We start from the raw sequence: 18,928 nt of genomic DNA on the forward strand, positions 1-18,928 counted from the left end.
CCGCCGACCCGACGATGCTGGACGCCGCTGCAGCGCCCACTGCGGCAGCAGGCGCACCTGCACGGCCGGCGCGCCGCTGGCCGGTCGGCTGGATCCTGCCGGCGCTGGTGCTGCTGCTGGCCGAGGCCGCGCCGCGGCTGGGCTGGATCAGCGCCCACCTGCTGCCTCCCCCCAGCGCCGTGCTGGAGACGCTGATCGCGATGGGCCCGCAAGGCCTGGCCGCGCACATCGCCGCCAGCACCGCGCGCGTGGCCGCGGGTTTTGCGCTGGGCGCGGCGCTGGCGGTGCTGGCCGGTGCGCTGGTCGGCCTGTCTCCCTTGGGCGCACGCCTGCTGGACCCTAGCTGCCAGGCGCTGCGCGCCATCCCGTCGCTGGCCTGGGTGCCGCTCTTGCTGCTGTGGCTGGGCATCGACGAGGCGCCCAAGGTCGTGCTGATCGCCATCGGCGCGTTTTTCCCGGTCTACATGGGCATGTCCTCGGGCTTCCGGGACGTGGACCGCAAGCTGGTCGAGGTCGCGCGGCTGGCGCGGCTGGCGCCGCTGGCGCTGGTCGGCCGCGTGCTGCTGCCAGCCGCGATGCCGGCGGTCTTCACCGGGCTGCGCAACGGCCTGAGCCTGGCCTGGATGTTCATGGTCGCGGCCGAGCTGATCGCCGCCAGCAAAGGCCTGGGCTACCTGCTGACCGACGGCCGCGAAACCAGCCGGGCCGACATCGTGCTGGCCGCCATCCTGCTGCTGGCCGTGCTGGGCCAGCTGAGCGACCGCCTGATGCAGGCGCTGGAGCGCCGGCTGCTGGCTTGGCGCGACACCTTCGACCACGGCGGCGCAGTGCGATGAGCAAGCCCGAACCACTGCTGCAGATCGACGTGCGCCGGCACGCCTTTGGCGAGCGCTGCGTGCTGCAAGGCATCCGCACGCAGGTGCAGGCCGGCGAGATCGTCGCCATCGTCGGCGCCAGCGGCTGCGGCAAGAGCACGCTGCTGCGCATCGTCGCCGGGCTGGAAACCGGCTTCGAAGGCCGCATCACCTTGGCGGGGCAGCCACAGCACGGTTTGAGCCGCGAGATCGGCTTCATCTTCCAGGAACCGCGGCTGTTCCCGTGGCTGACCGTGGCCGAGAACGTCGCCTTCGACATCGGCCGCCGCGGCGCCGGCGATCCCCGCGTCGCCGAGCTGCTGGCCGAGGTCGGGCTGGACGGCCTGGGCGGCGCCTTGCCCAAGCAGCTCTCCGGCGGCCAGGCCCAGCGCGTGGCGATTGCCCGCGGCCTGTTCAGCCAGCCGCGCGTGCTGCTGCTGGACGAACCCTTCTCTGCCGTCGACGCCTTCACGCGCATGCGGCTGCAGGACCTGCTGCTGGGCCTGGCGCGGCGACATGCCAGCACCTTGCTGCTGGTGACGCACGACATCGACGAAGCGGCCTACCTGGCCGACCGCGTGTGGGTGCTGGACAGCCAGCCGGGTCGCCTCTCGGCCGACATTGAGGTGCCGCTTTCGAGACCCCGTGCGCGGGACGGCGCAGCGCTGGCCCAGTCGCGCGCCGAGGTCCTGCATGCGCTGCAGGCGGTGCGCGCGATCTGAAGCTTGCCTGGCCGGCGCAGGCTGCTCAGCCCGTTCAGACGCCTGGCAGGTCCGGCGGCGCGCCGGCATCGCACTTGCGACATTCCAGCACCTGCCCCAACACCCGGTGCCGGCCTTCGACCGTCTGCGTCCACGGCCGGCTCTGCCAGGGCGGGTCATGGCGCACGTGTTGGTTGTGGCCGCAGGCCAGTTCGGCCACCCAATGGCCTTCCTCGTCCTGGTGAAAACCGGTGATGGGCTGCAGCATGCTCAGGCCGCCGCCGGCTCGCGCAATGCGGCCAGGCTGGTTTCGTACAGCGCCGCGACCAGGTCGGTCTGGGTGACGATGCCGACCAGGCGGCGCGCGTCGTCGACCACCGGCAGGTGGTGCAGGCCGGCGCCGGCCATCAGCGGCACGAGTTCGGCGATCGGCGTGTCCTGCGGCACCGTGACGACCGGCGTGTGCATGATCTGGCCGACCGCCTCGTGCTTGCTGGAGTGGCTGTGCGCGGTGCGGCGCAGGAAGGCGCCCAGGCGACTGCCCACGCTGCGGTAGTCGCCCAGGTCCACGTGCTGCAGGAAGTCGCCGCGGGTGACGATGCCGATCACGCGGCGCGCCCGGTCCACCACCGGCAGGGCCTGCACCTGGTGCGTGTGCATCAGGCGCCAGGCATCGGCCAGCTCGGTGGCGTAGTCGACCGTCAGCACGTCGCGCGACATCAGGTCGCGGCAGCGGGTCTCGCCGAAGCGGCGGCGGAAGGCCTGCTGCTCGGTGCGGCGGAACAGCGTGTCGAGATCGTCCACCGAGATGTCCAGCACCTGGCCATGGCCCTTCAGCACGGCCAGCAGGTCTTCCGGCTTGAAGCCCAGCCTGGCAGTGGGCGCGGGGTCTGCCGTGGCATGCGAAGGCGGGGGCGCGAGGCGCTGCGCATGCGGGTAACGCCGGCCCAGCGCACGGTTGTAGACCAGGGCCACGGCCAGCAGCAGCAGGCTGTTCAGCAGCACAGGCACCAGCACGAAGCCGAAGCCGGCTGCGTGCACGGCCGGGCCGCCGAGCACCGCCGTGAGGGCCACCGCACCGCTGGGCGGATGCAGGCAGCGCAACGCGAACATCGCGGCAATCGCCAGTGCAATCGCCACGCAGGCTGCCGCCACCGGGACGGCGATCAGCTTGGCGCAGCACACCCCGATGAGCCCGGCGCAAAGGTTGCCACCGACGATGGACCAGGGCTGCGCCAGCGGGCTGGCCGGCACCGCGAACAGCAGCACGGCCGACGCGCCCATCGGCGCAATCAGCCAGAAGGCCTGTGCCGACTGGCCCAGCAGCACGGCGCTCAATGCCCCGCACAGCAGGATGCCGACCAGCGCGCCAGCGCAGGACCGCAGCCGCTCGGCGGCACCGACGGCGGATTCGGCCGGCCACAGGCTGCGAAGCCAGGCCGGGGCGTCTTCAAAAGCTCGGTTCGGGGTGCGGCTCACTCCTGAATTACATCACCCCCATGACACGGCCAGCGGCAATGCCGGCGGCCGTGGCTCAAGCCGCTGCGCGCTCCACCTGGCAGCGAACAGCGTATTCCGCCAGCACCGCCTGCGCGGTCTGCGCGGCATGCTGGCGCAGTTCGGGGATGGCGGTGGCTTCCCAGTGCTGGGCCTTGAGCATCGGGCCGATGTAGAACAGGTCTTCGACGGCCACGCCGCTGCTGTCCAGCGGGCGGTGCTGGGTGTCGGTCAGCAGGCCCAGGCCCAGCGCGTCGGCGCTGAGCATGCCGCGCTCGCGCAGCGAGGCGAGCAGCGGGTCGGTGGCATGGCGCAGCGAGCTGGTCGGGCCGGTGCAGTTGATGATGGCGTGCACTTCGGCACCCTGGATCTCGGCGCTGCCGCGGGGCTGCCATTGCAGGGCCCAGCGGCCGTCGGCCAGTTGTTCGGCGTGGCGCAGCCGGCCGGCAACGCTGGCGACGCGGCCTGCGGCCATGTCGTCCTGCAGCGCCTGCCAAAGCACCGGCGCCAAGCGGTGGCGGTGGGTGTCCCACCAGGGCTGCACGTGGCGCAGGAACTGGCGCCGGTCGCGCACCGTGAGGCGTTGCCAGAGCTTGGGTGTGCAGCTGCGCAGGCTGGCCATCACGTCGCGCCAGTCGCGGCCATCGGCTTCCGCTTCGGCGACCCAGCGGCGCACGGCGCGCAGCACCAGCCGCAGCTTCAGGTCCGGGCCGAGTTCGGAGATGGGCGACAGGCCAGGCCGCGGTCGGGCTTCCAGCACCCGGTGCGGCTGCGGCAGCAGGCCGCGGCGCGAGAGCATGGTGATGCGGCCGCGGTGGCCCTGGTCGCGCAGCTGGGTGACCATGTCGATGGCGGTCAGGCCGCTGCCCAGCAGCAGCACGTCGGCCTCGGCCGGCAGTTCGCACCAGGCGGGCTGGGCCCAGGGGTCGGCAAACCAGCCGGGCGCCTGCCAGGCGCTGTCGCCGCTGGCGGCGTCGGTCACCGGCGGGCGGGCCGGCGGCAGGTGGCCGGTGGCCAGCACGACTTGCGATGCTGAAAGCGTGCTGCCGTCTGACAGCTGCAGGCGCCAACAAGGGCCTTGGCGCACCAGGCCGGTCACGCCGGGCAGGCCGCTGCGCACCCGCACGCCACGGGCGCGAGCCGCGTCAATCGCCTGGGTCAGCCCATGTTCGAGGTAACTGCCGAGCAGGCGGCGCGGCGCGAAATCGGCCGCTGCAAGCGGCTGGCCCTGCGGGTCAGTGGTGCCGCGTTCGGTCAGCCAGGCCAGGAAACTGGCCTCGTCCGCCGGGTCCCAGCCCAGCCGGCCGGCCGGCACGTTCAGCAAATGGCTGTCACAGCGCGTGCCGTAGGCCACGCCGCGGCCGGCGCTGTCGCCCCGCTCCAGCAAATGCAGCGTGGCGCCGGGCGGCAGGCCGCGCAGCAGGTGCAGCGCGGTGGCCACGCCGCTGAAACCCAGGCCGACGATGGCGACGCAGGCCTCGCCGCTCGAGGGAATGTTGCTGTCGTTGCTGATGCTGCTGAGGTCCATGCGCCGGGCTCCCGCGGCAGCTCGTGGCCGCCTGGATGGGTGGTGAATGCCCGCATGCTCGCGCGCCGCCGGTTTGGCGTGAACGCAGATTGCTGCATAAGCTCATACGCGAAACGGCATAAGCTTGGATTGAAATGAGCATATAGAGGTAAGCCCCCCCGCCGGGCCCACCGCCCTGCGCCGCGCCCCCTGCACGAGCCCGGGCCGCAACGCCGGTCTTTTTTCATTCCGGCAGAGGCTGACACGGCCATCGTGATGGCTGTCGGCCCGCGGATAATTGTGGTGCAGCGGGGAGGCTGCTTTCCATGACCCACATCGTCATATTCGGCAATTGCCAGGGGCAGCACTTGGGGTACCTGCTCGGCAAATGCCTGCCGTCGGACACTTACCGCATCTCCAGCTACTCCAACAATGGCCGCACAGGTGGCATGAAGCGGGCAGACGAGATTGTTGCGGGCATCCTGAAGAGCGACGTGTTCATCTATCAACCGCTGACCGAGAAGCACGGCCGGTTGTGCACGGCAGATCTGGTGCGGCAATTGAAGCCCGGCGCAAAGTCGGCTTCGTTTCCGTATTTTTATAACAGCGGCGCCTATTCTCTTTGCCATGCGCCACAGGCTGCTGGAAAGCACTATGGTGCGATTTTTGGCGAAGAAATCATCACCGGGCTGCTGGAAGAGGGTTTGACGGTCGCGGAGATTCTGGATCGCTATCGGGAAGGCCGTATCGACTTCAGGCTCGCACAACGCTTTGCCGAAAGCCATGCCCAAATGAAGCTGCGGCAGCAGGGCTGCGACGTGCGAGTCACTGGCTACATCAAGAAATTCGCACGGCGACAAAGGCTGTTCTTGACGCACAACCACCCAACCAACGTGGTGTTCTTTGAGATGTTGAAGCAACTGGCCGTGCTCACCGGTCTCCCTGTCGCCTTGCCGGCCGGTGCCCGGAAAACACTGGATCAGTTGACGCGGACCAACTGTCCGGTCAGCCCTTACGACATCAAGACCATGGGTTACCCGTTTGAACCGGATCCGGACTGGTATGAGCGAGGCAGTGCGTTGATCCTGACCATTGCGGCGCACTGGCGCCCGGTCGCCGCGAGCGCCACGACGCCCGTCGCTGCGCCGGTACCCATCGGGGTGGGCGCGGCGGCGTGAAACAGGCTTCCCTCCGGCCCGCGGACCTCGCGCTGGCCCTGCTGGTCATCGTCGTGTGGGGCGTCAACTTCGCGGTCATCAAGGTCGGCGTGGCGGGCGTGCCGCCGTTCCTGCTGGGCGCGATGCGCTTCGCGCTGGCGGCGTTTCCTGCGCTGCTGGTGTTCCGGCCGCCCAAGCTGCCGCTGCGCTTGTACCTGGCTTATGGCCTGACGATCTCGGTTGGCCAGTTTGCCTTGCTGTTCACCGCGATCCACCTGGGCATGCCTTCGGGGCTGGCCTCGCTGGTGCTGCAGTCGCAGGCCTTCTTCACGATGTTCTTCGCCGCCGTCTGGCTGAAGGAACGCTGGCAGGCCAACCAGCTGGCGGGGCTGCTGCTGGCGGCCTGCGGGCTGGCGCTGATCGGCAGCGCGCACGGCGCAAGCATGCCGCTGGTGGGCTTTGGCCTGACGGTGGCGGCCGCGGTGATGTGGGCCTGCGGCAACATCGTCACGCGCTCGCTGAACCGCTACGCGCCGTTCAACCAGACGGCGTTTGTGGTCTGGGCCAGCCTGGTGCCGCCGCTGCCCTTCCTGGCGCTGTCGTACCTGCTGGAAGGCCCGGAGGCCATCGGCGCCGCGCTGCGCAACCTCAGCCTGCAGTCCTTCGGCGCGGTGGCCTACCTGGCCTGGGCCGCCACGCTGCTGGGCTACGGCGTGTGGACCTACCTGATGGGCCGCTACCCGGCCAACCGCGTGGCGCCGTTTTCGATGCTGGTGCCGTTGGTGGGCCTGAGCACCGGCTGGCTGGTGTTCGGCGAGGCGCTGCAGCCCATCCACTTCGCCGGCGGCGCGCTGCTGATGCTCGGGCTGCTGGTCAATGTGTTCGGCGGACCCTGGCTGGCCAGGTTGCGGCCGGCGAACTGAGCCCCGCAGCCTCGATACTTGCCGCTTCGCTGCATTCCCCGGGCACCCTGATGACGCCGACGGCACCCCACGAGGCCTGGACCTCATCACTGGCTTTGAAGATCCTCGCCGGCACGGCCGTGCTGGGGCTGCTGTACCTGGGCCGCGGGGTGCTGGTGCCGATCACGCTGGCGGCGATGCTGGGCTTTGTGCTGGCGCCGCTGGTGAAGAAGATCCGCGGGCTGGGCCTGGGGCAGGCTTCCGCGGCGATGCTGGCGCTGATCGTCGCCGGGCTGGCCGCTGCCGGCGTGGCGATGGCGATCCTGGTGCAGCTGGGCACGATGTCCGACAGCATGCCTCGCTACGAGGCCCATGTGCAGGCCAAGATCGCGACGCTGCGCGAAGCCACGCTGGGGCGACTGGCCGAGGCGCAGGGCCGTGCCGGCCGGCTGATCGGCAACCTGGCGCCTGCGGCCGACCCTGACCACGGGGCCGACACGCCCCAGGCCGACGGCGCACCTTCCAGCCTGCTGCTGCGCTTCGTCTCGTCGATCTGGGCGCCGTTGGGCACGACCGGCGTGGTGCTGCTGGTGCTGATCTTCGTGCTGCTGGAGCAGGACTCGCTGCGCGACCGGCTGATCCGCCTGACGGGCGGCCAGGACGTGCGCGCCGCCACCAGCGCCTTCAACGACGCCGGCCAGCGGCTGTCGCGCTACTTCGCCTCGCAGTTCTCGGTGAACCTGGGCGTGGGCCTGGTGATCGGGCTGCTGCTGGCCGCCATCGGCGTGCCGCAGGCAGCCGTGTGGGCCACGCTGGCCGGCCTGCTGCGCTTCATCCCCTATGTGGGCTTCCCGGCGGCCGCCGTGTGCGCTGGCGCCTTTGCCGCGGCCGTGGTGCCGGGGTGGGAACTGATGGGGGCCACGCTGATGGTCTACCTGGTGGTCGAACTGGTGGTGGCACACGTGGTGGAGCCGCAGCTCTACGGGCACACCACCGGGCTGTCGCCGTTTTCGGTGGTGGTGGCGGCCATCTTCTGGGGTGCGTTGTGGGGGCCGGTGGGACTGCTGCTGTCCACGCCGCTGACGCTGTGCCTGGTGGTGGCCGGCCGCCATGTGCCGGCGCTGGCTTTCCTGGACATCCTGTTCGGCGACACGCCGGCGCTGACGCTGTCGCAGCGCTTCTACCAGCGCTGCATCAGCGGCGATTCGGTGGAGATCCTGGCCGATGCGCGGGCCTTCCTGAAGCGCAAGTCGCTCGCCGCCTACTGCGACAAGATCGTCATGCCGGCCTTCGAGCTGGCGGCGGTGGACCTGGAGCTGGGGCTGATCAGCGACGAGCAGCGGCTGATGGGCCAGCAGGTGATCGCGCGCACCTTCAGCGAGCTGGCGCACGAGCCGCGCCGCTCGCGGGGCACGCGCGTGGCGGTGCTGGACGCGCCCAACCTCGGCATGGCGCTGCGCCAGGGCCGCATGCAGACAGAGGGGCGCTGGCAGGGACGGCTGGACGTGCCGGCGGGCTCGGTCACGCTGTGCATCAGCATGGCCGGCGACCAGGCCCAGCTGACCACCGAGCTGCTGGTGCGGGTGATGCGCGCCGAGCACCTGGACGCACGCCACGTGACGATTGCCGAGCTGGCGGACCCGCCGGACGAAGCCAGGCCCGAAACCGTGGGATCGGTGTTTGTCGTCGGCACGGCGATGGACCAGGCGGTGAGCACGGACAACCAGCTGCTCAACGAAGTGCTGGCGGCGATGCCGCAGGCCAGGATCGTGCTGATGCTGCCGGCGCTGCAGCGCCAGGCGCCGGCCGATCCGATCACCGCCGACCTGGCCCACCGCACCGCCTACTCGTTCGAGGAAGCGCTGGCGCTGATCGGCAACGAGCGGCGCTGAATCCGCCGGCAACGACACCCTGCCGCCGGCGGCGGGCGTTCAGCGCGGCGCGCTCAGCCGCGCCGAGGCGACCGTCAGCCGCTCGATCAGCGCGCCCGCGTCGACAGGCTTGGCGGCATGGTCATCGAAGCCGGCCGCCAGCGCGGTGTCGCGGTCCTGCAGCGAGGCCAGGCCGGACAGCGCGATGGCATAGCTGCGCGGCCTGCCGTCCTGCAGCTCGCGGCTGCGAACCAGGCGCAGCAGCTCGAAGCCATCGCGGCCCGGCATCGCCAGGTCGCTGACGATGGCGTCGAAAGGCTGCTGCTCCAGCTGCTGCAGCGCTTCGGTCACCGAGGCCGCCGTCTGCACCCGCGCGCCCATCAGCTGCAGCAGCTCGCGCATGGCCTTGCGCGCCTCGTCATCGTCGTCCACCAGCAGGATGTCCAGCTGCAGGTCCTGGGCAGGCAGCAGCGCCCTGGCCTGCGGCTGCGGGGCGTGGTCCATGGCCGGCAGGTCCAGCGCCGGAAAGCGCAGGATCAGGCGCAGCCCTTTGCCCGGCCCGTCGCTGAGCGCGGTGGCGGTACCACCGTGCGCCAGCGTCAGGTGCTTGACGATGGACAGCCCCAGCCCCAGCCCGCCGTACTCGCGCGTGCGGTGCATGTTGGACTGGGAGAAGCGGTCGAACAGCCGCGGCAGCAGCTCGTCGGACACGCCCATGCCGGTGTCGGAGATGGACAGCTCCAGCAAGCCGTCCAGCCGTGTCATGACCACCTCGATGCGCCCGCCGGCCGGCGTGAACTTGATCGAGTTGCCGACCACGTTGTTGACGATCTGCTGCAGCCGCCGGCCGTCGCCATTGACCAGGTGGCCGGCCTGCAGCCCGCTGCCGGTCAGCACCAGCTGGCGGGCCTGCGCGGTGGGCTGCAGGCCTTCCAGCACGCTGGCGATGCAGGCACCCAGGTCGACCGGCCGCGTCTCGATGGCAAAGCGCCCGGAGGTGATGCGCGAGGCATCGAGCAGGTCGTCGATCAGCTGCGCCTGGACCTTGCAATGGCGCAGGATGGTCTCGACGGCGCGCACCTGCCCCTCGGGCATGTCGCCCCGGCTGGCGTGAGAGCGCGCCAGCACCGCGGCCCAGCCGGAAATGACGTTCAGCGGCGCGCGCAGTTCGTGCGAGACCAGGGCCAGGAAATCGTCCTTGGCGGCATTCGCATGCTCGGCCTCGCCGCGCGCCAGCTGGGCCTGCGAGACGGCCTGCTTCAGGTCGTTGACATCCTGGAAGGCGATCACCGCGCCGTCGATGCGGTCGTCCGCGGTGCGGTAGGCGCGCACGTTGACCAGCCACCAGTGCCCGGCCGCGTCCTGGTACTCGTGCTTGACCGAGGCCAGCCCGCGCACCGCGGCGTTCACCATCTCCTCGATGTCGCTGACCGCAAAGCGATTGTTCAGCGTCGGCATGGCCTTGCCCACGCCATCGGCCGGCAGGCCGAACAGCGTGGCTGCCTGCGGCGTGAAGTGGCGCAGCCGCAGGTGCCGGTCCAGCAGCACGACGGGCAGCGGAATGCCTTCGACCAGGTTGCTCAGGTCGTCATTGGCGACCGCCAGCTGGTCGTTGCGGTCCTTCATTTCCTCGTTCAGCGAATGCAGCTCCTGGTTCGCGCATTCGAGCTCCTGCTTGGCGCTCTGCAGCTCTTCGTTGGCGCTCTGCATTTCCTCGTTGGCACTGAGCATCTCCTCGTTCGAAGTGCGCAGCTGCTCGTTGGCCGATTCGAACTCCAGCACCATGGTCTTGAGCTGCGCCTGGGCCGACTCCAGCTCGGCCGACAAGGTCAGCACCGTTCGCTCCAGGTCGCTTTCCCGGGTCGGGTTGCCGTCAGCGCGACTGGCACCGGCAGTGACGGCCTCGTCGGGCTGCAGTTGCAGGGTCAGGAGAAAGTGCCGCGATTCGGTACCCACCGTCAGCGGCAAGGCTTCCAGCGCGTAGCTGCGTTCGCCGATCGGCACTCGCTCGCGTCGCACCGGTGCGGCCGACTGCTTGGCTTCCAGCAAGGCGGTGCGCACCGGCACGTTCAGCTCCGCGCGCAACAGGCGCGACAGCGACAGCGTCGCCTCGCCGGTGGCTGGCGCGACGAACTCGGCCACATCGCCACGGAACTGCACCACGTCACCCGCCTCGTTGACGACAAAACCCGGCGGCACGTAGCGCTCCAGCGCGCAACGCGTGACGGCCTGCTCGATCTGCTCGGCGTGGCTCCTGGCGCGCACGCTGGCGTCCGGCCGGGGCTCGGCCCAGGGCAGCATGGCCTCCACCGGCCAGGCGCGGCGCGGGCGTTTGCCGGCCAGCTTGCGGTACAGGTGTGGCGCGCCGGCATGCTCGAAGCCCTGGTCCACCGAGGCCGCCTCGGCCCGGCCCAGCAGCACGTAGCCGTCCGGCCGCGCCGCGTAGTGCAGCACGCTCATCACATGCTCCTGCGCCTCCTTGCGAAGGTAGATCAGCATGTTGCGGCAGCTGATCAGGTCCATGCCCAGAAAGGGCGCGTGCGTCATCACGTTGTGGCGCGCGAACACGCACATCGAGCGGATGTCCTTGCGGATCGCAAAGCCGCCGGCCGTCTGCACCAGCGCCTTGGCGCGGTAGGTGTCAGGCAGGCTTTCGACGGCGGCGGCGGCGTAGAGCCCGGCCCGGGCCGTCTCGATCGAACGCTCGTTGATGTCGGTGCCGAAGATCTGCACCTTGGTGCCCAGGCCGCTGGCGTCCAGCGCGTCGCGCAGCAGCATCGCGATGGTGTAGGCCTCCTCTCCGGTCGAGCAGGCCGGCACCCAGATGCGGATCGGGTCATGCCGCAACTCGATCAGCTTGGGGATCACCGTCAGGCGCAGCACGTTGACAAATTCCGCGTCGCGGAAAAAAGCTGTCACGCCAATCAGGATGTCGTCCTGCAGCGCAGCGGCTTCGCCGGGGTCGGTGCGCAGGTGCTGCAGGTAGCCGGCCACGTCGCGGTCCTTCTGCAGCAGCACGCGGCGCAGGAAGCGCCGCTTCAGGTTGGTGTCCTTCACATAGCCGAGGTTGGTGCTGGTGCGCTCCTGCACGATGGCCAGCGCGGCGCTCAGCGCCTCGTCGTAGTCGTCGCCCGGCGCCGGCGGCGCATTGCCGAAGCGCTGCACCAGGCGGGCGGCGATCTCCTCCAACGGCAGCACCTCGTCGACCAGCCCGGTGTTGATCGCCGCGGTCGGCATGCCGTCGTAGTCGGCCGAGCCTGGGGCCTGCACCAGCACAAAACCGCCGGCCGACTTCAGGTCAATGACACCGGCCTCGCCGTCGCTCCCGGTGCCCGACAGGATCACGGCAGCGGCCTCGATGTCGGGGTCCTGGGCCAGCGAAGCCAGGCTGATGTCGATCGGGCGGTGCACGCCTGGCGGCCGCTGGCCGAGCCGGAAGTGACCGTCCAGCGCGGTGACGTTGGCACCCTCGGGCAGCACGTAGACCGTGTCGTGCTCGATCTTGCGCATGTGCGTGAGCCGCTCGACCGGCAGCGAGGTGCGCCGCCGCAGGATCTCGTCGAGCTCGCTTTTCTGCGACTGGTCCAGGTGGCTGACCACCAGCAGCGCAAAACCCGGCCGGTCCGGCAGGCCGGACAGCACCGTGCCAAAGGCATCGATGCTGCCCGCCGAACCACCCAGAACCGCCACCTTCACCAGTTCCTTCTGATTCTGATCTTGCAGGTCCACGGCGTTGCCTCGTTATTGACGGGCGAGTCTACCGCTGTGGATTTCCCCAACACGAGCGAGGGAAGGACCCCATCGGGCCGGCATCTGGCTGACCGGACGGTGCATGCGCAGGCCAGGCTCGCCGCGCAGCAGCGAGCTTGGCCTCGTTTCAGGTGACGCTGTCAGGCCTCCAGCTTGATCTGCGTGCTGGTCGCGGTCACGTAGCCCACCGCGGCGCCGAAGCGGTCGTCGTAGTTGGCGCGCACCAGCGGGTCCAGCGTCGGCTTGACGATGTCGTGCAGCGGCGTCTCCCAGTCGCCCGGGTGCTGGAAGTTGCTCATCACGTAGGTCCAGCCGTTGATCTCGTCGACGGCCTGCAGGCCCGTGGACTCGGCGCCCGACGGGCAGCTCAGCACCCGGCTGAGCGCCTTGGTGTCGACGTTGTAGGCCCACAGGAAGTTGTTGACGTGCATGCCGCTGTCTTCACCGATGAACAGCGTGCGCATGGCTTCCGAGTACTTCAGGTTGTCGGGGTTGCCGATCTTGTCGGCATTGGCCAGGTTGCCGAGCGCATCGGCCGTGGCCAGGTCTTCGCCGAGCAGGATGAACTGCGAGCTGGCCGGCACCCAGTCGCTGTTGATGGCGTTGCCTTCGCTGTCCTTCTGGCCTGCCGCCAGCGTGTGCTCCAGCACGCCGCCGGAGTTGATCGCCGCCGGGAAGACGACGTTGTGCGCGGCGACGAAGCCGGTCTTGCCCGTGACCATTGAGTCCTTGATCGCCGAGATCGCGGAGTAGGCCTTCTTGTCCTGGATGTTGACCGTCGTGCCTTCCATCTTCGTGAAGGCCATGCTGCCGCCCTTCAGCGCGGCGTAGCGGTGGGTTTCCAGGAAGGCCGCGGCCTTCTCCTGGCCGGCCTTCACGCGCACCCACAGCGTCTTCTTGTTCAGCACGACCTGGGTGTAGCTGCTGTCGGCCGGGTCGGTGGTGAGCGAGTCCATGATGTCGGTGGCGACGATGCCGCCGTCCACCAGGGCCTTCACTTCCGCGCTGGTCGCGGCGCCCAGCTTGATCCAGCTGATGCTGGCGCTGGCGGTGGCGTTCAGCTCGCTGGTGTACTTGGCCACGTACAGCGTGCCTGCCGAGAGGTCCTTCTCCTTGTCGGCCACGAACATGAACAGCGCGCCGTTGGTCGCGTCGTCGCCCATCAGCGCGGTGCGGTTGTCGGGCATGACCTGGATCAGCTCGTGCGAGATGCGGCCCAGGCAGTAGTGCTTCTGGATCGTGCCGGTACCGTCCGCCTTCACCGTGACTTCAGGCAGGTGGCCGTAGTCGTAGGGGTTGGCAGTGGTGGTGTCGCCGAAGACGTTCTGGCTGTAGCCGTGCAGCACCGAAAGGGACTGGCCCAGCGCGCCCTGGTCGAAGGCGTCCGGCTCGTATTCTTCGGACGACAGGTGCGTGCCCCAGGGCGACAGGCTGGCGCCGCAAGTGATCCACAGGCCCTTGACGCCCGAGGTGTCCACGTTGTGGTACTTCACCAGGCTGAGCTTGCCGGTGTCCTTGTCCTGGTCCAGCGTGAGCACGGCAATGGGTGACGGCAGCAGGCCGTACATCGAAGCCAGGGCCTGGTTGCGGGTGGCGTATTCGAACTGCACCACGGCGAACACGGTGTTGCCCTTGACGCCGGCCACGCTGGCGCCGCTGACCGTCAGCAGCGAAGTGCCGTCCGGGCAGTCGGAGAAGAACTGGCGCTCCGAGCCGGGCACCGAGCTGTCGACGATGGGCTGGTTGTCGATGTCGTAGTAGCCGCCAGCGACCAGCGTGCCGCCGGCGCCGTCGGGCACCGCGGTGCCGGTGATGAAAAACGGCTGGTAGCCCAGCGTGAAGCTCTGGGTGCTCTGGTTGTCGAAGCTGGCGACCAGCGTCGAGCCGACCGTGGTGGTGGCCATCGCTGCGGCATTGGCCAGCGAAGGCGCGGCCATCGCGCTGAAGCTGACGCCGGTCAGCTTGGCGGACGGCGTGTCGTCGTCGTCGCCGCAGGCGCTGAGCAGGCCGGCGGAGGCCAGGGCGCTGCCCAGCGGCAGCAGGGGCATGCCGGCCATCATCTTGACGAGGCTGCGGCGGGTGGGCTGGAAGGGGGAGGAGGTCATCGGTCTGGCGTTGGCTCGATCAAGAAGACGCCGACGCCGATGCGGCGACGGCACATGCCAGCAATGTAGGAAGCCAAGATGTCAGGACCGTTAAACATCGACTTCCCCTTCCCTGGAGTCGAGATCAGCACCCATCCGAATTCAAGACGTGGCCAAGTGCGCGCTCAGAACGCGGTCCGGAAGCTCACCCGCAAGCTGCGCGGCTCGGCGGGGTGCACGATGCGGCCCTCGGTTGCGTCGCGGTTGGGCAGCTGGTACGCGTAGACATACTGGATGTCGTTGACCTTGCGGTCGAACAGGTTGAAGACGTCCAGCGTCAGCGCCGAATCGCGACCGAGGTAGCGCTTCAGGTCATGGCCGACGCGCAGGTTGAAGGTCGATGCCGGGTTGGAACGCTGGCTGTTGTCTTCCACCAGCGCGCCGCTGCCCAGGTAGCGCCATTGCAGGCTGGCCGACCAGGGGCCGATGTCCTGCAGCGTGGCGGCCACCGAGGCGACCTTGTCGACCGCATTCGGGATGCGCTCACCGTTGTCGAAACGGGCGTGCGTGAACGCGAAGTCGGCGTCCAGCAGGAAGTGCTTGTTGGAGGTCCAGCGGTTGTTGAACTCGATGCCGTGGCGGCGGCTGCCGTCGCTGGCCTCGGTGGCACCGGCGTCACCCACGTAGACCAGCTCGGAGTCGAAGCGCAGCTGCCACAGCGCCAGCGAGCTTTGCAGGCCGGGCAGCGCTTCGGTGCGCAGGCCCAGCTCCATGCCGCGCGAGGCGACCAGGCCGGGCACCGGGTCCACCGCGTCGCCGGTCTTGGGGTCGATGTGGGCCGTGGTGCCGCGTGCATCGTTGCTGTGGAAGCCGCGGCCGGCGTTGAAGAACAGCTCGGTCTTTTGCCACGGGCCGGCGATCAGCGACAGCTTGGGGGACCACTGCGTGGCATCGGCCTTGCCGCCGTTGGCCGGCTGAAGGCGGCTGTCGACGTCGAAGCTGGCGCGGTCCACGCGCAAGCCGGCAATGCCACGCAGCCATGGCGCAAGCTGCACGCTGCTCTGGCCGTAGAGGCCGGCCAGGGTTTCCTTCACGTCGTCTTCGCGTGTGGTGCCGATGACCTGGCGCGCCTCGGTGTCGAACAGGCCGACGTGGATGCTGTCGTAGCGGATTTGTGCGCCCACTTCGCTGCGCGCCTCCAGGCTGCCCAGCATGTGGTTCCAGGCCTGCGAGGCCTTGGCGCCGAAGACGCTGCGCGCGTCCTGCTGCGAGAACTGGTCGCCAGTGTCCGGCCGTTCCAGCGCGTAGGTGAAGTTGGAGAACAGCTTCAGGCGATAGCGCATCGCGTAGGCCGAGACATGGGTCTCGCTGTCGTCGCCCACGCGGTGCCATTCGCCGGCCAGGCTGTAGCGCGAGGTGCTGCCGCCATCCGTCGGGTCCAGCGAGTCCCAGCGCGAGAACGGCTTGTCGTTGTACTGCCCGGCGGTGATCAGGTCTTCCGGCACCTGGTCGGTCGAAGTCCAGCCCGCGTCATAGCCCATCAGGCTGACGCTGGCGCCCTGCGCGCGCGTGCCTTGCGAGAGCTTCAGCACCGCGTTCTTGCGCCGCAGGTTCTCGGGCACGGTCCACGGGCCGTCATTGGCCATCCATTCGACGGCGGCGTAGGCGCTGGTGTCCTCGCTCAGTGGCGTGCTGACGGCCCCCACCGCGCGGCGGTAGCCGTTCTGTCCGGCGGTGAGCTGCACGAAGGGCGTGTCGAGCCGGGTCTTGTAGGCAATGTCGGCCGCGCCCGCGGAAGCGAAGTCGCCATGCGTCGCGAAATACGGGCCCTTGCGGTAGTCGATGTGGTCCACCAGTTCGGGGATCAGGAAGTTCAGGTCCGAGTAGCCCTGGCCGTGGCCGTGCGTGGGCATGTTGACCGGCATGCCGTCGACGCTGGTCGCGAAGTCGGTGCCGTGGTCCAGGTTGAAGCCGCGCAGGAAATACTGGTTGGCCTTGCCGTCACCCGAGTGCTGGGTGACGATCAAGCCCGGCACGAACTCCAGCACTTCGCCCGGGCGCAGTGCTGGCCGGCTCTTCAGCAGCTCGGCGCGGATGCTGCCTTGCGAGGCGGCGTCGCTGCTGCCCACCGCGTTGTCGTAGTGGCGGCCGGTGACCTCCACGGTTTGAGGCGCCTCGGCAGCCGCCTCCTCGGCGCGCGCGTTGGCGAGTTGGAAAGCGCAGCACAAGGCCAGGCAGGCAGGACGGAGCGCTGCGGAGTGGCGAGCGGAAACAGGGCAAGGCATGCCCAGGAGGTGCAGGGAAGACAACATTGGTGGTGCCAACAGGCGGTGTCGGGAAGAGAAAGGCGAACGCCTGGCCGCCACGCGACGCAGCGAGTGGCAGGCATGCAGGCGCATCGGCCCAGGCTGCGCGGGCAGCACCAGGACAGCGGAGACGGGAATCCGGGCCCCTGGGCGGGACCCCGGCGCTCACGCGTGAGGCGGGCGCTCCAGCGGCACGGGCACGGCGTTGGCCCATGCAGCCAAGACGGCAGTCGGCCAGGCCAGGTGTCGGCCCTGCGGTGCCGGCACGGCGTGCACGCCCACCGGCAGGAAGGGCAGCATCGCGCTGCCGACCGCCGCCAGGTCGACCATCACCGAGGCATCGCTGGCGCCCAGCAGCTCCACGCTGGCGTCGCCGGCCGCGTGGTGGTGGTGCTCGAACAGGCCGTGGTGATGCGGCACCGACTCGTCGTGCAGGCTGGCCTGCAGCTGCGCGGTGGCCAGCAACGCGGCAGCCTTGTCGCCGATCAGGCTGCGAAGGCCTTGCTGCAGCCAGTCGCCCCGGTCTTCATGCGAAGGGGGCACCGGAGACTGGACCTGCACGTGGCGGTGCGCAGGGCCGACCACGCTCAGCAGCACGCCCGAAGTGCCGTACAGCGGCACCGCGGCGAGCAGCAGCAACACCAGCCACCGGTGCAGGCACCGGCGCAAGGATTGCAAAAGCGGGGGGAAGACCGAGCGCATGGGGCGATGCTGCCGTCGTTTCGTGAAACGGTGACGACAGTGATACGCAGCCCCTCGCGAGGTGGATGCAGGCAGGCTATTCGAAGACGCCGCTGCGGAAACCGGCCTCGCCGGCCACCCGCACCTTCAGCGTGAACTTCAGCGGGAACACCTGTTCGAGCGACTGGCCCAGCGCCGCGGCCAGCTCGCGGCGCGGCTTGATGGGGCGCAGGTGCTCCGGGCCCGGCAGGAACAGGTGCTGGCCGTTCAGGAACACTGCGCCGGGGCCAAATTCCAGCTCGATGGTGCTGCTGACTTCCACCAGGCCATCCAGCGGCTGGCCGGAGGCGGTCTCGAAGCGGGCGGCGGCCGAGGTGCCATCCAGCAGCTCGCCAAGCTCGCTGCCGTCCACCGGGCGGACCCAGGTGTCGTCCTGGTCCTCGCGACCGGGGTCGCCTTCTTCGTCGTAGGCGTATTCCCAGATCGGGAACGCGGCCAGGTCTTCAGCCGACAGGTCGTCAGCCGGTTTGCGGGTGTTCAGCGTGATGGGCATGGGCGCGGCTTTGCGGCCTGCGAAAGCGGCCGCCGGCCGGCATCATGCACCCAGGTCGACCGCACGCGGCGCAAGCGCGCTGTCGCTTCGCTGTCAGATCGCGAAGCGCGGGCCGCTGGACCAGGACGACACCGGCACCGGCTCGATCTTCGGCAGCTCGGGCTGCTGCAGCACGCGGCGCAGCACCCTGTCCTCCAGTGCAGCAAAGCCTGCCGCGCCGCGCGAGCGCGGGCGGGCCAGCAGCACCGATTGGTCCAGCGCGATGTGCTGCTGCTCGATCAGCACCACGCGGTCGGCCAGCGCCACGGCTTCGCTCACGTCGTGGGTGACCAGCAGCGCGGTGAAGCCCTGCTCCTTCCACAGCCGCTCGATCAGCTGCTGCATGTCGATGCGCGTCAGCGCATCCAGCGCGCCCAGCGGCTCGTCCAGCAGCAACAGGCGCGGCCGGTGCACCAGCGCGCGGGCCAGCGCCACGCGCTGCTTCTGGCCGCCAGAGAGCACCGCCGGCCACTCGTTGGCGCGGTCGGCCAAGCCCACGTCGCGCAGCGCCTTCAGCGCGCGCTCCTTCGGATTGGGGCCGCCCACGCCCAGCGCCACGTTGTCCAGCACGCGCTTCCACGGCAGCAGCCGCGCGTCCTGGAACATGATGCGCACGTCGCCGCGGCTGTCGATCTGGCTGCGCACCTGGCCGTCCAGCTGCACGCTGCCACGGTCGGCATGCTCCAGCGCGGCGACATGGCGCAGCAAGGTGCTCTTGCCGCAGCCGCTGCGTCCGACGATGGCGACGAACTGACCCGGCACGATGTCCAGGTTCACGTCGCGCAGCACGGCGCGGCCGGCGTACTGCTTGGTCAGGCCACGCACCTGCACGGCCAGGCCATGGGCGCGCGAAGCATCGGCCGGCGCCTGTGCACGTGCCGGCACGCGGCGCGGCAGCGGGTCCAGCTCGCCGGGCACGGTCACATGGGCTTCGGCGCCCAGCCAGTCGCGGGCCTGGCCGCCATTGCGCTCAAGGTAGGACATGGTGTCGGCTCCAGCAAGGTTGCGAGGTTCTGCGCTGTTCAT

Annotated in this window: 14 protein-coding genes; 5 read left to right on the forward strand and 9 right to left on the reverse strand. The window is 69.6% G+C overall.

The window, feature by feature from the left end:
• Positions 1–14: 14 nt before the first annotated feature.
• A complete protein-coding gene (locus LRH25_RS06080) occupies positions 15–836 on the forward strand; it encodes an ABC transporter permease (protein WP_375142164.1) in 822 nt (273 codons plus the stop codon).
• On the forward strand, positions 833–1,576 hold the full coding sequence (locus LRH25_RS06085) for an ABC transporter ATP-binding protein (RefSeq protein ID WP_231010483.1): 744 nt from the start codon (positions 833–835) through the stop codon (positions 1,574–1,576). The genes LRH25_RS06080 and LRH25_RS06085 overlap by 4 nt, the downstream gene beginning before the upstream one ends.
• Before the next feature lie 34 nt (positions 1,577–1,610).
• Here the strand turns inward: LRH25_RS06085 and LRH25_RS06090 are convergent, their stop codons facing one another.
• The 3 genes from LRH25_RS06090 to LRH25_RS06100 are packed head-to-tail and all read right to left on the reverse strand — an operon-like array spanning position 1,611 to position 4,580.
• A complete protein-coding gene (locus LRH25_RS06090) occupies positions 1,611–1,823 on the reverse strand; it encodes a DUF3565 domain-containing protein (protein ID WP_141291720.1) in 213 nt (70 codons plus the stop codon).
• 2 nt (positions 1,824–1,825) lie between these two features.
• Complete coding sequence (locus LRH25_RS06095) at positions 1,826–3,034, reverse strand: HPP family protein (protein WP_141291722.1); 1,209 nt, start codon at positions 3,032–3,034, stop codon at positions 1,826–1,828.
• 55 nt (positions 3,035–3,089) lie between these two features.
• Positions 3,090–4,580: an FAD/NAD(P)-binding protein gene (locus LRH25_RS06100; RefSeq protein ID WP_231010484.1), complete on the reverse strand. Its 1,491-nt coding sequence runs from the start codon at positions 4,578–4,580 to the stop codon at positions 3,090–3,092.
• Between the two features lie 305 nt (positions 4,581–4,885).
• Between LRH25_RS06100 and LRH25_RS06105 the strand changes: the two genes are divergently transcribed.
• From LRH25_RS06105 to LRH25_RS06115, 3 genes are read left to right on the forward strand one after another with little or no spacing between them, the layout of a single operon-like run.
• Complete coding sequence (locus LRH25_RS06105) at positions 4,886–5,737, forward strand: WcbI family polysaccharide biosynthesis putative acetyltransferase (RefSeq protein WP_141290917.1); 852 nt, start codon at positions 4,886–4,888, stop codon at positions 5,735–5,737.
• A complete protein-coding gene (locus LRH25_RS06110; protein ID WP_231010485.1) occupies positions 5,734–6,639 on the forward strand; it encodes an EamA family transporter in 906 nt (301 codons plus the stop codon). The genes LRH25_RS06105 and LRH25_RS06110 overlap by 4 nt, the downstream gene beginning before the upstream one ends.
• A 50-nt stretch (positions 6,640–6,689) precedes the next feature.
• Positions 6,690–8,510: an AI-2E family transporter gene (locus LRH25_RS06115; RefSeq protein ID WP_231010486.1), complete on the forward strand. Its 1,821-nt coding sequence runs from the start codon at positions 6,690–6,692 to the stop codon at positions 8,508–8,510.
• A gap of 39 nt (positions 8,511–8,549) precedes the next feature.
• Here LRH25_RS06115 and LRH25_RS06120 read toward each other — a convergent pair whose 3' ends face one another.
• The 6 genes from LRH25_RS06120 to LRH25_RS06145 all read right to left on the reverse strand — a co-directional run bounded on the left by LRH25_RS06120 (position 8,550) and on the right by LRH25_RS06145 (position 18,886).
• Positions 8,550–12,218, reverse strand: a complete 3,669-nt coding sequence (locus LRH25_RS06120; protein WP_231010487.1) for a CheR family methyltransferase — start codon at positions 12,216–12,218, stop codon at positions 8,550–8,552.
• Positions 12,219–12,379: 161 nt separating this feature from the next.
• Positions 12,380–14,344 carry a PhoX family protein gene (locus tag LRH25_RS06125; RefSeq protein ID WP_141288214.1) on the reverse strand — a complete coding sequence of 655 codons (1,965 nt, stop codon included), beginning with the start codon at positions 14,342–14,344 and terminating at the stop codon, positions 12,380–12,382.
• Positions 14,345–14,508: 164 nt separating this feature from the next.
• On the reverse strand, positions 14,509–16,551 hold the full coding sequence (locus LRH25_RS06130) for a TonB-dependent receptor (RefSeq protein WP_231010488.1): 2,043 nt from the start codon (positions 16,549–16,551) through the stop codon (positions 14,509–14,511).
• 243 nt (positions 16,552–16,794) lie between these two features.
• On the reverse strand, positions 16,795–17,271 hold the full coding sequence (locus LRH25_RS06135) for a hypothetical protein (protein ID WP_231010489.1): 477 nt from the start codon (positions 17,269–17,271) through the stop codon (positions 16,795–16,797).
• 136 nt (positions 17,272–17,407) lie between these two features.
• Complete coding sequence (locus tag LRH25_RS06140; RefSeq protein ID WP_141291965.1) at positions 17,408–17,863, reverse strand: hypothetical protein; 456 nt, start codon at positions 17,861–17,863, stop codon at positions 17,408–17,410.
• Positions 17,864–17,956: 93 nt separating this feature from the next.
• Complete coding sequence (locus LRH25_RS06145) at positions 17,957–18,886, reverse strand: ATP-binding cassette domain-containing protein (protein ID WP_231010490.1); 930 nt, start codon at positions 18,884–18,886, stop codon at positions 17,957–17,959.
• Between the last annotated feature and the right edge of the window lie 42 nt (positions 18,887–18,928).

This window comes from Ideonella azotifigens (assembly GCF_021043325.1).
GTDB lineage: Bacteria > Pseudomonadota > Gammaproteobacteria > Burkholderiales > Burkholderiaceae_C > Ideonella > Ideonella azotifigens.